The sequence below is a fragment of the Micromonospora sp. AMSO12t genome (assembly GCF_008806585.1).
In the GTDB taxonomy this organism is placed as follows: Bacteria; Actinomycetota; Actinomycetes; order Mycobacteriales; family Micromonosporaceae; genus Micromonospora; species Micromonospora reichwaldensis.
This window is the reverse complement of sequence record NZ_WAAS01000176.1, coordinates 1-13,939: the sequence shown is the minus strand read 5'-3', so window position 1 is coordinate 13,939 and position 13,939 is coordinate 1. Positions and strand designations below refer to the sequence as shown.

Annotated in this window: 6 protein-coding genes; 4 read left to right on the top strand and 2 right to left on the bottom strand. The window is 75.0% G+C overall.

Annotated features, from left to right (window positions below; translation table 11 throughout):
- Positions 1 to 45: 45 nt before the first annotated feature.
- On the bottom strand, positions 46 to 822 hold the full coding sequence (locus F6X68_RS22540) for an IclR family transcriptional regulator (RefSeq protein WP_225852366.1): 777 nt from the start codon (positions 820 to 822) through the stop codon (positions 46 to 48).
- A gap of 93 nt (positions 823 to 915) precedes the next feature.
- Between F6X68_RS22540 and eda the strand changes: the two genes are divergently transcribed.
- Positions 916 to 1,542 (top strand): bifunctional 4-hydroxy-2-oxoglutarate aldolase/2-dehydro-3-deoxy-phosphogluconate aldolase, encoded by a 627-nt coding sequence (gene eda, locus F6X68_RS22535; protein ID WP_225852365.1) that lies wholly within the window; start codon positions 916 to 918, stop codon positions 1,540 to 1,542.
- Positions 1,543 to 1,545: 3 nt separating this feature from the next.
- On the top strand, positions 1,546 to 2,640 hold the full coding sequence (locus tag F6X68_RS22530; protein ID WP_151456148.1) for a sugar kinase: 1,095 nt from the start codon (positions 1,546 to 1,548) through the stop codon (positions 2,638 to 2,640).
- A 126-nt stretch (positions 2,641 to 2,766) separates the two neighbouring features.
- Here F6X68_RS22530 and F6X68_RS22525 read toward each other — a convergent pair whose 3' ends face one another.
- A complete protein-coding gene (locus tag F6X68_RS22525) occupies positions 2,767 to 3,567 on the bottom strand; it encodes a crotonase/enoyl-CoA hydratase family protein (protein ID WP_151456147.1) in 801 nt (266 codons plus the stop codon).
- A 221-nt stretch (positions 3,568 to 3,788) separates the two neighbouring features.
- Here F6X68_RS22525 and F6X68_RS22520 point away from each other — a divergent pair, with 221 nt between their 5' ends.
- Together F6X68_RS22520 and F6X68_RS22515 are read left to right on the top strand one after the other, a co-directional pair.
- Complete coding sequence (locus tag F6X68_RS22520) at positions 3,789 to 5,045, top strand: MFS transporter (protein ID WP_151456146.1); 1,257 nt, start codon at positions 3,789 to 3,791, stop codon at positions 5,043 to 5,045.
- Positions 5,042 to 13,939: type I polyketide synthase (locus F6X68_RS22515; protein WP_192581500.1), on the top strand; the 8,898-nt coding region annotated here is incomplete at its 3' end. The genes F6X68_RS22520 and F6X68_RS22515, both read left to right, overlap by 4 nt.

Below are 13,939 nucleotides of genomic sequence, written 5' to 3'. Positions count from 1 at the left end.
GCCGGGCCCGGCGGTGGGCGGCGGGGGCGTCGAAGCGGCGACGGATCAGGCGGGGGAGAGCAGGCCGCGCGCCGCCTGGACCTGGTCGACGGCCCGGCGGAGCGCGGCCACGATCCGGTCCTCGCCGGCGGCGCCCAGCCGGGCCACCGGCACCGACAGGCTGATCGCGTCGGTGGCCGGCGCCGCCAGGGGTACGGCCGTCGCGAAGCAGACGATGCCTTCGGTGTTCTCCTCGCGGTCCACCGCGTAGCCGTGCTCCCGGACGGCGGCCAGCTCGGCGCGCAGCGCGTCGGGGTCGGTGACGGTGTGCGGGGTGAGCGCGGGCAGCGGCCAGGTCAGCAGCCCGTCGAGCGCGTCGTCCGGGCGCTCGGCGAGCAGCGCCTTGCCCAGGGCGGTGGCGTGGGCCGGCAGTTGCCGGCCGATCGCGCTGTAGAGCCGCAGCGGGTGCACCGACTCGCGCTTGGCGAGGTAGACGATGTGCGCGCCGTCCAGGCGTCCCAGGTGGACGGTCTCGCCGAACTGCCGCGACAGGTCGTCGAGCACCCCGCCGAGCAGGCCCACGGTGTCGTCGCTGGTGAGGTACGCGGCACCGACCTGGAGCGCGCGTACCCCGAGCCCGAAGCGGGTGCCGGTCGGGTCGCTCTCGACCCAGCCGCGCTGGGCCATGGTGCGCAGGATGCCGTGCAGGCTGCTCTTCGGGATGTCCAGCGCGCGGGCCAGGTCGACCAGCGAGCGCCGCTGCGGCGAGGCGGCCAGCGCCTCCAGCACCTCCAGCGTCCGGGTGGAGGACTTCACGGGCTGGAACCCGCCGGGCAGCGTCATGGGCGCCACTCTAGCGGGGTTGACAGGCCGGGCGGCAGCGCTAGGGTCACATATGTGACTGGCGTACAGAATGATGAACAGAGACCTGCGGTCGTGGCGACCGTCGGCGCGGCCCGGATCCTGCCGGTCGTCGTGCTCGACGACGCCCGCGACGCCGCCCCGTTGGCCGAGGCGCTGGTGCGCGGCGGGCTGCCCTGCGCCGAGGTGACCTTCCGCACCGACGCCGCGGCCGAGTCGATCCGCGTCATGTCCGAGCGGGGCGACCTGCTCGTCGGCGCCGGCACCGTGCTGACCCCGGCCCAGGTCGACCGGGCCGTCGAGGCGGGCGCCCGGTTCGTCGTCACCCCCGGGTTCTCCCCGGCGGTCGTCCGGCGCTGCCAGGAGGCGGGCGTGCCCGTCTTCCCCGGCGTCGCCACCGGCACCGAGATCCAGATGGCCCTCGACGCCGGGCTCGACACGGTCAAGTTCTTCCCCGCCGAGCAGCTCGGCGGCGTCGCGATGATCAAGGCGCTCGCCGCGCCGTACCGCTCGGTGCGGTTCGTCCCGACCGGCGGGGTCAACACCGCCAACCTCGCCGACTACCTGGCCCTGCCCGCCGTCCTGGCCGTCGGCGGCACCTGGATGGTCGCCCCCGACCTGATCGCCGCCGGGCGTTGGGACGAGGTCGCCGCCCGCACCGCCGCGGCCGTCGAGGCCGCCCGATCGACCGTGGAGGCCTGAGCCGTGCTGTCCATCCGTCCGGCCGGCGAGTGCCGGTACGACCTGGTCTCCCTCGGCGAGATCATGCTGCGGCTCGACCCGGGCGAGGGCCGGGTCCGCACGGCCCGCACCTTCCGGGCCTGGGAGGGCGGCGGCGAGTACAACGTGGCACGCGGCCTGCGCCGCTGCTTCGGGCTGCGGACCGCCGTGGTCACCGCGTTCGCCGACAACGAGGTGGGCCGGCTGCTGGAGGACCTCGTGCTCCAGGGCGGGGTGGACACCTCACTGGTGACCTGGCTGCCCTACGACGGGGTCGGCCGCGCCGTGCGCAACGGGCTCAACTTCACCGAGCGCGGCTTCGGCGTCCGGGGCGCCGTCGGCACCTCCGACCGTGGCCACAGCGCCGCCAGCCAGCTCCGGCCCGACCAGGTGGACTGGGACCACCTGTTCGGCACGCTGGGGGTGCGGTGGCTGCACACCGGCGGCATCTACGCCGCCCTCTCCGAGACCACCCCGGAGACGATGGAGGCGGCGATGGCCGCCGCGGCCCGGCACGGCACCGTCGTGTCGTACGACCTGAACTACCGGCCCAGCCTCTGGAAGGCGGTCGGCGGGCAGGCCCGCGCGCAGGAGGTCAACCGCCGGCTGGCCCGGTACGTCGACGTGATGATCGGCAACGAGGAGGACTTCACCGCCTCGTTGGGCTTCGAGGTGCCCGACACGGACGCGTCGCTGTCGGAGCTGGAGGTGGCCAACTTCCAGCGGATGATCGAGGCGGCCACCAAGGAGTACGACAACTTCAAGGTCGTCGCCACCACCCTGCGTACGGTGCGCACCGCCACCGTCAACGACTGGGGCGCGATCGCCTGGGCCGACGGGCGGTTCGTCGAGGCGACCCACCGGCCCGGCCTGGAGATCATGGACCGCGTCGGCGGGGGCGACAGCTTCGCCTCCGGCCTCATCTACGGGCTGCTGGAGAAGGGTGACCTGGCCACGGCCGTCGAGTACGGTGCGGCGCACGGCGCGCTGGCGATGACCACGCCCGGCGACACCTCGATGGCCAGCCTCCGGGAGGTCGAGGCGCTCGTCCGGGGCGCCGGCGCGCGCGTGCAGCGCTGACCCGCCGACGGCCGACCGGCCCGGGAGCGGCGCGGCTCCCGGGCCCCGGCGGCGGTCCGCAGTGCGCGACGCGGCCGGCCGACGGCCAGCACCCACGGCGGGGCCGTCACCGGCTGCCCGTCCCGCTCACTCCCCGGTGAAGTGCGGTTCGCGCCGGTCGAGGAAGGCCCGGACCGCCTCGTCGTGGTCCCGGGTCTGGTGCGCCAGCGCCTGCATGGCGGCGGAGAGCTCCAGCACGCTGTCGAGGCTCTGGTGCTGGGCCTCGCGCAGCAGCTTCTTGGCCATCCGTACGGCGTGCGGAGGGTTCGCGGCCACCCGGTCGGCCAGCCGGCGCGCCTCGGTGAGCAGTTCCTCGTGCGGCACGACCCGGGAGACCAGCCCCCACTCCAGGGCGGTGGCGGCGTCGACCCGGTCCCCGGTCAGCGTCATCTCGGCGGCCCGGGCGGCACCGACGGCACGGGGCAGCAGCCAGGCGCCGCCGTCGCCGGGGATGATGCCGAGCTTGACGAAGCTCTCCGCGAAGAACGCCCGCTCCGAGGCGATCCGCAGGTCGCACATGAGCGCCAGGTCGCAGCCGGCGCCGACGGCCGCTCCGTTCACCGCCGCGATCAGCGGCACGTCGCATGCGTACATCGCCCGGGGGATCCGCTGGATGCCGCGACGGTAGCCGTCGCGCAGCTCGTGCGGGGCGCCGCCGAAGAGGCCGACCCGGTCCGCCATGTCCTTGACGTTGCCGCCGGCGGAGAAGGCGCTGCCGGCGCCGGTGAGGATGACCGCCCGGACCGCCCGGTCGGCGTTGACCGCGTCGACCCGGGCCACCAACGCGTCGATCACGTCGTCGCCGGAGATGGGGTTGCGGGCCTCCGGCAGGTTGATCGTCCACGTCTCCACGGGACCGTCCCGCTCGACGAGAACCGGGTCGTCCACGCGTGTCTCCTCGGTGTGCCGCTGATCTGGTCTGCCCCGAAACCAACCACACGCCGGCCCGGCCGGCAAGGCGGGGTGCCCCGGACGGCTCTGCGCCACGGCGGGCGGACAGTCGCCGTCGGCGATGCGGGCGCCGGTCCTTCGACGTATTGAGATGCCCGTACCCGCAATGGCATGATCCTCGCTCCATACACGATCATGAGCGGGGCGGATCTCGACAGGTGTCAGCAACGGAGGAACCTCCCGCACGTCCGCTCCGTCTCGTCATCGCCGCGCACGCCGTGTCCACGTACGGCAGCTTCCTGAACATGGTGGCGCTGGGGCTGTTCACCCTGGAGATCACGGGCTCCGCCGTGTCCACCGGGATCTTCATGGCGGTCCGCCTGTGCGCCGGCGTCCTGATGGGGCTGGTCGCCGGTACGCTGGTCAGCCGGTACGCCCGGGCCAGGCTCATGATCGGCGGCGACCTGCTGTCGGCCGGTGCGCTGGTGCTGCTGGTCGCGATGCCGTCCGCCGCGCAGCCGACCATGCTGCACGCGCTGGCCGTGCTCCTCGGCGGGAGCCAGACGCTGTGGGTGGTCGCGCTGCGCAGCGGGTTGCCCGCGCTGGTCGGCCCGGACGACCTGGCCCGGGCCAACGCGAACCTGGTAGCGGCCCGCTCGGTGGCCATGCTGCTGGGCTTCGGCAGCGCGGGGATCCTCGTGACCCTGTTCGGCTACCACGCCGCGTTCCTGCTCGACGCCACCTCGTTCGTGGTGTCCGCACTGCTGCTCTCCGCGGTCCGCGCCTGGCGCGTGGTGGGCCGCCCCGCCGGGCCGCCCACCAAGGGCCCCCGCCGCGGGGCGGGGCTCCGGCGCCTCCTGCCCTCGGTCGCCCCCGTGATCCTGGCCATGATCGCGGTGCGGTCCGTCGACGCGTTCGGGTCCGCCTCCCACAACGTGGGCCTGCCGGTGTACGCGAACCTGGCCTGGCCCGACGCCCCCGCCGCGTTCGCCGCCCTGTTCACCACGCCCTGGGCGGTCGGCAGTCTCGTCGCCGGCCAGTGGTACGCCCGGCGGGCCGCCGGCACCTCCCGCCCGGGATCGCCGAGGGCCTTCGGCGTCGCCACCTGCACAATGTCGCTGCTGTTCGTGCTCGCCTTCGCGGGGCCCCCGATCTGGCTGGTGGCCGTCCTGGCGCTGGCCGCCGGCATGGCGGACGGCTACGCCGAGATCAGCTACACCACCCGGTTGCAGACCGTCGAGCCCTCCCGTCTGCCGCAACTCATGGGCCTGGCCAGCACCGCGCAGAACGCGGGGTTCGGCATCGGCATGATCGTCAGTGCCTTCGCGCTCGACCGCCTGACGCCCCTGTCGGTGGTCGCGCTGGCGCACGGCCTGGCGCTCGCCGCCGCCGGTGCCTTCCTCATCTCCCACGCCCGCACGCCGGCGCACCGTCCGCACCGACAGAGAACGCAAGAAGTCGAGGTAGCACCGTGAAGTCGACGTCCGCCGAACGCCCCGCCGCCGTCAGCCACGGCGGGGACCTGCCCGGCCCCGTCGACCATCCCCGGACCTTGGACGAGGCGCTGCTGCGGGCGGCCCGGAACCACCCGGACGCGGGCATCCGGATCGTGGGCCCCGACGGGCGCGAGAAGTTCCTCGACCACGGGCGGCTGCTCGCCGGGGCGCGCGCGGCGCTGCCCGGTCTGCGGGCCCACGGCCTGGATCGGGGGTCCCACGTCGTCCTGCGGATCACCTCGGGTGAGCAGTACTGGCCGACCTTCTTCGGCTGCGTCCTCGGCGGGATCGTGCCCCTCACCGTCGGCGCGCCCACCGGGTACGACGCGGACAACCCCACCGCCGCCGCCCTCGTGCACGCCTGGCGGGTGCTCGGGGAGCCCGTGGTGCTGGCCGGGCCGGAGGACCTGGACGTGCTGGCCCGGCTGCCGCTGCGGGACCGGGTGGTCGCGGTGCCGGAGCTGACCGCGACGAGCGCTCCCGACGGCCCCGCCCCTTCCGTACCGGATCCGGAGGCGACGGACACCGACCCCGGGTCGGTGGCGCTGCTGCAGCTCTCCTCGGGCAGCACCGGCCGGCCGAAGGTGATCCCGTTGACGCACCGAGGGCTCTCGGAATATGCCGTCGGGGCCCGGACGATGCTCGACATCGGCCCGCGGGACGTCCTGCTCAACTGGCTTCCCCTGGACCACGTCGCCGGCCTGCTGCTCTACCACCTGGGCGGCGTCTTCCTCGGCGCCACGTCCGTCCACGTCGCCACCGAATGGGTGCTCGACGATCCGCTGCGGTGGTTGGAGCTGATGCGGCGGCACCGGGTCACGCACAGCTGGGCGCCGAACTTCGGCCTGCGGCTGGTGGCCGACGCGGTCGCCCGGGCCCCCGGTGAACCGTGGGACCTCGGCGGCGTACGCCGCATGGTCTGCGGCGGGGAGCAGTGCCTGCCGGAGACCTTCGAGGCGTTCGTCGCCGCCACCGGGGTGCCGGCGGAGGCGATGACGCCGGCCTGGGGCATGTCGGAGACCAGCACGGGAATCACCTTCGCCTCCTTCGCCGAGCCCGGCACCCGCCTCCGGATCCGTACGGCGAGCCTGGGCGGCGACCTGGAGTACGCCGAGGACGACGACCCGGCCGACGTCACCGAGTTCCTCTCCGTCGGGCCGCCCGCGCCCGGTGCCACCCTGCGGATCGTCGACGCCGCCGGCGCGGTGCTTCCCGAGGGCCGCATCGGCCGGCTCCAGGTCTCGTCGGCGCGGGTCACGCCCGGGTACCTCGCCGACCCGGAGGCGACCCGCCTGGCCTTCCCCGACGGCGACGGCTGGCTGGAGACCGGCGACCTCGCCTTCATGCGGGACGGTCGGATCGCCATCACCGGCCGGGCGAAGGACATGATCATCCTCAACGGGCACAACCTGCCCTGCCACGAGGTCGAGCAGGTGGCGGGGGAGGTGGCCGGGGTACGGCGGGGCCTGGTGGCCGCCGTCGGCGTACCGGAGCCCCGCACCGGCACCGAGTCGCTGGTGATCTTCTACGTGCCCGACGACGACGCACCCGCGACGGGGGTGGCCGAGGCGGTGCGGGCGGCGGTGGCCCGACGCTGGCAGGTCGTACCCGAGCGGGTGCTGTCGCTCCCCGCGGAGCAGTTCCCGCGTACCACCGGGGGGAAGATCCGGCGCGCGGAGCTGGTCCGGCGCTGCCTGGCCGACCGGTCGCCGCACCGGCCGCACGACAGGCGGCGGGCGACCACCGACCCCACCGGGGCCACGGCGGCGCGCGCGGCCGGACCGGGCAGGGCGGAGGTACGCGCCCTGCTGACCGGCATCCTCGGCGACCTGACGGGTGGCCAGGTCGACCCGGCGCGTCCGTTCTACGAACTCGGCATCGGCTCGGTCGAGATCGTCCGTCTCCGGGCCCGCCTGGAGCGGGCACTGGAGCGCCCGGTCCCACAGCCGGTGCTCTTCGCCCACCCGACGGTCGACGCGCTCAGCGCGCACCTCGCCGCCCCGGCGACCACGCCCACGGCGGAGCCCGTCGGCGGGCCGGTACGGGACCGGCGGATCGCGGTGATCGGCATGGCGGTCCGGTTCCCCGGAGCGCGCACGGTCGACGAGTACTGGGCGAACCTGACCGCCGGGGTGGAGAGCGTGCGTGCCTTCACACCGGACGAACTCGTCGCGGCGGGAATCCCACGCGACACCGTCGACGCTCCCGACTTCGTGGCGGCCAGCGGGGTCCTCGACGACGACGTCGCCGGCTTCGACGCGGGCTTCTTCTCGATCAGCGCCCGGGAGGCGGAGCTGCTCGACCCGCAGCACCGGCTGTTCCTGGAGACCTGTCACCACGCGTTGGAGGATGCCGGGCACCCGGGCGACACGCGGGGGCTGCGGACCGGCCTCTACGCCGGCAGCGGAATGAACCTCTATCCGCACCACACCTATCTCCGCCAGCTCCGCCACCGGACGGGGCCCGCCGATCCGGCCGACTCGATCGGCGTCGCCCTCGGCAACCAGCCGGACTTCCTGGCCACCCGGGTGGCGTACCGGCTGGGGCTGACCGGGCCGGCGATCAACGTGCAGAACGCCTGCTCGACCTCGCTCGTGGCGGTGCATCTGGCGGTGCGGGCGCTGCTCGACGGCGAGGTCGACCAGGCGGTCGCGGGCGCCGTGGCCGTGCACGTGCCGCAGGTGACGGGTCACCGGCACACCCCGGGATCGATCCTGTCGGCGAGCGGTCGGTGCCGGCCCTTCGACGCCGACGCGGACGGAACGGTCGGCGGCAACGGCGTCGCCGCCGTGGTGCTGAAGCCGCTCGACCGGGCCCTCGCCGACGGCGACACCGTGCACGCCGTGATCATCGGCTCGGCCGTGAACAACGACGGCGCCGGCAAGGTGGGCTTCACGGCACCCGGGGTGGCCGGGCAGGTCGACGTCGCCCGGCGGGCGCTGGCCGCCGCGCGCGTCCCGGCGGAGTCGATCGGGTACGTCGAGGCACACGGTACGGGCACGGCCCTGGGCGACCCGGTGGAGCACCACGCCCTCGCCGAGGTGTACGCGGGCGGTCGACCGTTCCTCGGCTCGGTCAAGGCGAACGTCGGTCACCTGGACAGTTGCGCGGGCATGGCCGGCCTGATCAAGACGATCCTGACCGTGCGTTCCGGCCGGGTCGCCCCACAGATCAACTTCCGCCGGCCGAATCCGGCGATCGACCTCGCCGCCGGCCCCTTCACGGTGACCACCCGTGGCACGCGGTGGCCGGCGGACCTGCGGCCGCGCCGGGCGGCCGTCAGCGCGTTGGGGGTGGGCGGCACCAACGCCCACGTGATCGTCGAGGAGCCGCCCCCGGCGGACCGACGCCGGCCGGACGAGCCGCCGGCCCACCCCGCGCCGGGACTGCTGCCCCTGTCGGCGGCCGACCCGTCGGCGCTGGTGGAGCTGGCCGCCCGCCACCGCGACCTGCTCCGCGAGGACCCCGGGCCGGCGTTGGCCGACGTGGTCACCAGCGCCGGGCGGCGCAGACGCCACCTCCGGCACCGCCTGGTCGCGCTCGGCACCTCCGCCGCCGAGCTGGCCGACGGTCTCCACCGGTACGTCGAGGCGGGCGTGGCGGGAAACGTGCTGACCGGCCGGGCGGAGCCGGAGAGCGTCACTCCGGTCGCGCTGGCCTTTCCCGGGCAGGGCGACCGTCGCTGCGTCGTCCTCGATCTCGCCGAGCGGTTCCCGGTCGCGCGGGACGTGTTGGCCGAGGGGGCCGACGCGTACCGCCGAGTGACCGGTGGCGACCTCGTCGCCCGGCTGCGGGAACACCCCGTCGGAACGGGTCGCCCGACGGACGTGGCGCAGCCGGCGCTGGTGGTCACCGCGGTGGCGTTCGCCGAGCTGTGGCGGTCGTGGGGGCTCACGCCGGACGTCGTCCTCGGGCACAGCGTCGGCGAGTACGCCGCACTGGTCGTGGCCGGTGCGCTGTCCCTGGGCGACGCGGTCGGGCTGGCCGCGCACCGGGGCGCCCTGATGCGCGACGCGCTGCCACCCGGCGCGATGTGCGCGGTCCTGGCCGACGAAGCGACGGTCGATGAGCTGCTGCGTGGGTCGACGGCGGAGATCGCCGCCCGCAACGGCGCGGAGCACCACGTGCTCGCGGGTTCCCCGGATGCCCTGGCGGCGGTCGTCCGGGAAGCCGAACGGCACGGCGTGGCGACCCGCCCGCTCCCGGTCGACCGGGCGTTCCACTCGACCGGCGTGGACGCGGTCCTCGACCGGCTCCGCCGGATGATCGGGGAGGTGCAGCTCGCACCGACCCGCCTGCCCCTGATCAGCAGCCTGGACGGCCGGGTACGCCCACCCGGCTGGCTGCCGGACGCCGACCACCTGTGCCGGCAGGCGCGCGAGCCGGTCGCCTGGAGCGCCGCCGTGGCCACCCTCGCCGAGCAGGGCGTGCGATCGGTCGTCGAGGCGGGCGCGGACGGGGCGCTGACCAGCATCGCCCGCGGCACGGGATCCGACCTGCGGTGGGTGCCGTCGCAACGTCGTGGCACCCCACCGGTCGACGGGCTGTGGCGCGCCGTCGCGGAGTTGCACGTGGCGGGGTTCCCGGTCGACTGGGCCGCGCTGACCGCCGACTGCGGTGGCCGAGCCGTGCCACTGCCGGCCTATCCGTTCCAGCGCCGGCGGTTCTGGGTCTCCGCGTCCGGGGCGGCCGACATCTCCGCCGCGACCGACACCTCTGCCGCGACCGACGTCCGGGTTGCGGCCGGCGGGTCTGCCGCGAGCGGCGCGGCCGGGTCGTCGGCGACCGCCGAGCCGGGGCCGCCCCGGCCGCCGGCCGGGCACGACGTCGGGGCCGAGCAGGTGCTCGCGCGCATCCGGACGCTGACGGCCGAGCGGCTCGGACTGGACGTGGGAGAGGTCGATCCGGACGAGACCTTCCTCGACCTCGGTGCCGACTCGCTGCTCCTGATCACCATGGCCCGGGAGATCGACCACGCGTTCGGGGTACGGGTTCCCGTCCGGGACCTGTTCGCCGCCGTGGACACCCCCCGCCGGCTCGCCGAGGCGGTGACGCGCGGCGCCTCGGCCGGCGTGCTCCCTCCGGCTGCCCCGCCGGCCGGTCCGACGACCGCGTCGCCCTCCGTCCCTGTCGCGCCGGTTCCCGTGCCCGCCGGGCCGGTGCCCGTGCCCGTCGCTTCGGCGGCACCGACCGACCCGGGCGACGCCCCCCGGGACGTACCGGCCGACCTCGTCACGATCGTGCACCGCCAGCTGGACCTGATGCGCGACCAGCTCGCTCTTCTCGGCGCCGCCACCGGCGCCGGCGGCAACGGCGCCACCGCCACCGGCGCCAACGCCAGCACCAGTGGCGGCGCGGCCGTCGCCCCCGAGCCGTCGACGCGGCCGGCGCCGGTCGCGTCGGTCGCCGGCGCGCCGGACACCGTCGACTTCAGTCTGTACTTCTTCGGCGACTACCCCGACTCGGCCCGGGACGACGCCTACGGAACCATCATCGAGGCCGCCGAGTTCGCCGACACCCACGACTTCCACGCGGTGTGGCTGCCCGAACGGCACTTCCATTCCTTCGGCGGGCTCTTTCCCAACCCGTCGGTGCTCGCCGCGGCCCTCGCGACGCGGACCCGCCGGCTGCGCCTCAACGCCGGCTCGGTGGTGCTGCCCCTGCACCATCCCGTCCGGGTCGCCGAGGAGTGGTCCATGGTGGACAACCTCTCCGGGGGGCGGGTCGGGCTGGGGTGCGCGCCCGGGTGGCACGCCAACGACTTCGTCTTCTACCCGGACAACTACCGTCGCCACAAGCAGGTGATGTACGACAATCTCGACACCGTACGGCGGCTCTGGCGCGGCGAGGCGATCACCGCGCGGTCGGGCAGCGGCGAAGACGTCGACATCCGACTGTTCCCCCGCCCGGTGCAGGCGGAACCGCCGACCTTCACGGCGATCGTCGGCAACCCGGACAGCTACCGGGAAGCGGCCCGCCGCGGCCTCGGCGTGGTCACCAACCTGATGACCCAGGACGTCGCGCGGCTGGCCGAGAACGTCGCGCTGTACCGGCGTACCCGGGCCGAACACGGTCTCGATCCCGCTGCGGGGCGGGTCGTGGTGCTGCTGCACACCTTCCTCGGCGACGACGCCGAGCAGGCGCGGGCCATGGCGTTCGAGCCGTTCTGTGCCTACCTGCGCTCCTCGTTCAGCCTGCTCGGCCAGGTGGTCAACAGCCTGGGCATGAACGTCGACCTCGCCGACACCCCCGACGAGGACGTCCGGTTCGTGTTGTCCCGTGCCTACCAGCGGTACTGCGAGCAGCGAGCCCTGATCGGCTCGCCGGAGAGTTGCCGGCCGGTGCTCGACGCGGTGCTCGACGCCGGCGCCGACGAGATCGCCTGCTTCGTCGACTTCGGCCTGCCGGCGGGGGCGGTGCGGGACGGCCTGCCGGCCATCGACGCGCTGCGGCGGGCCACGCCCCGTCGACCGGCCCCGGCTGTGGCCCCGGCCACGGTGGTCGTCGGGACGGCGGCGCGGGAGGCCGTCGGGATCGCCGCGCCACCGACCGTCGAGATCGCGCCGCTGACGCCCGGCCAGCGGCGGCTGTGGCTGGTCGAGCAGGCGTACCCGGGCACCCCGGCCTACACGGAGGGCGCGGCCGTGCGGCTGTGCGGCGCGCTCGACACGGCGGCGCTGCGCGGGGCGTTGCAGGACGTCGTGGACCGGCACGCGCCACTGCGGACGACCTACCGCGAGGTCGACGGGCAACCCTGCCAGGTGGTCCGGCCGACGGCGACGGTCGACCTCCCGGTGCGGGAGCATTCCGGTGCCGACGAGGATGCCGTGGTGCGGGCCGCGATGGCCCGGGAGAGCACGCGGGTGTTCGACCTCGTCGAGGGGCCGGTCTTCGCGTTCGAGCTGCTGCGCTTCTCCCCGACACACCACGTGCTGGTGATGTCGTTCCACCACCTGGCCACCGACGGCGGCTCGTACGCGGTCCTGACCCGCGAGGTCGGCGCGTGCTACCGGGCCCGGTCGACCGGTACGACGGCCGCGCTGCCCCCGCTGCCGGTCACCTACCCGGAGCTGGCCAGGGCGCGTGCCCGGTCGGCCCGGGACGGCGTGGACAAGAGCCTGGCGTACTGGCTCGACCTGCTCGATCCGCTGCCGCCCACCCTCGTGCTGCCCTCGGACCGGCAGCGACCGGCCACCGTCTCGGCCGCCGGTGAGAGTCTCCTCGTGGAGATCCCGGTGGAGTTGACCGAACGGGTCCGGCAGCTCAGCCGCGTCGAACGGGTCACCCCGTTCACCACGCTGCTCAGCGCGATCGGCGTGGCGCTGTTCCGGTTCAGCGGCCAACCGGACCTGGTGATCGGCACCGGCATGAGCGGCCGCGACGAGGATTCCGAGGACCTGATCGGGTTCTTCGTCGACACCATGCCGCTGCGGCTGGACCTCGCCGGTGACCCCACCTTCCGGGCGCTGCTCGCCCGGGTCCAGTACCGCTCGGCGGACGGGTACGAACACGCGGGTGTGCCCTTCGACGACCTCGTCAGCGCGCTCGCCCCGAACCGGGAGGCCGGCCGCCACCCGCTCTTCGACGTGGTCGTGGAGTACGAGCGCGGCGCCCCGGCGTTCCTGTTCGACCTGCCGGGGGTCACCGCCGAGCCGATCCCGGTGGGCCTGGACAAGGCCCCGGTCGACCTGGTCGTCTACCTGTCCCACGGCGACACCGTGCGCTGCCACGTCGAGTACCGGACCGACGTGCTCGACCGGGCGACGGTGCGTCGCCTGCTGGACTACGTCGAGCGGCTGCTCGACCGGGCGACCCGGGAGCCCGACGAGCCGCTGTCGGGCCTGGCGGCGTACCTGGACGACTCCGCCGACCGCCTGCACGGGCCGCGGACACCCGTCGGCGACGCCCGGCTGCACGAGTTGTTCCTGCGGCAGGCGGCCCGCACCCCGGACGCCGTGGCGGTCGTGTGCGGGACGACCCGGTGGACGTACCGCGAACTGCGCGAGCGGGCCGACCTGCTCGCCCGCCGGATCGCCGCCGCCGGCGTCGGGCCCGACGACCTCGTCGCGGTGCTCCTGCCGCGCCGACCGGAGCTGATCGCCGCCCAGCTCGCCGTGCTGATCGCCGGCGCGGGCTTCCTCCCCCTCGACCCGGGGCTGCCCGCCGCCCGGGTGGCCACCCTGTTCGCCGACAGCGGCGCCCGGCTGCTGGTCACCACGAAGGACGTGGACGCGCCGACGGACGCGGTCTGCCTGCGGGTCGAGGATCCCGGTGACCCGGACCTGCCAGCCCCGGGCCGGGTGCCGACGGCGGAGCAGGTGGCCTGGTGCGTCCACACGTCCGGCTCGACCGGCCGGCCGAAGGGCGTCCTGGTGCCGCACCGGGCCGCCGTGGACGCCATCGACTGGCACGTGCGGGCCCTGGCCCTCACCGGAGCCGACACCGTCGGCCACGCGCTCGGGCTCGCCTTCGACGCGAACCTCGCCGAGATCCATCCGGCGCTCGCCGCCGGCGCCACCGTGCATCTCGTACCGGAGGAGGCGCGGAGCGACCCCGCGGCCCTCGTCGAGGAGTGGTCCCGCGGCGGCGTCACGGTGGCCTTCCTGCCGGCGCCGCTCGCCGAGCTGGTCTTCGCCCTTCCGATGCCCGCGCACGCCCCGCGCACGCTCGTCGTGGGCGGCAGCCAGCTCCGGCGCCGACCGCCCGCCGGCTTCCCGGCCGAGGTGATCAACGCCTACGGTCCGACCGAGTGCAGCATCGTCGCCACGGCGGGTCCGGTGCGGGCGGACGTCCCGGGGCCGGTCGACATCGGCACCCCCGTCGACAACCATCGGCTGTACCTGCTGGACGAGCGCGGTGTGCCGGTGCCACGG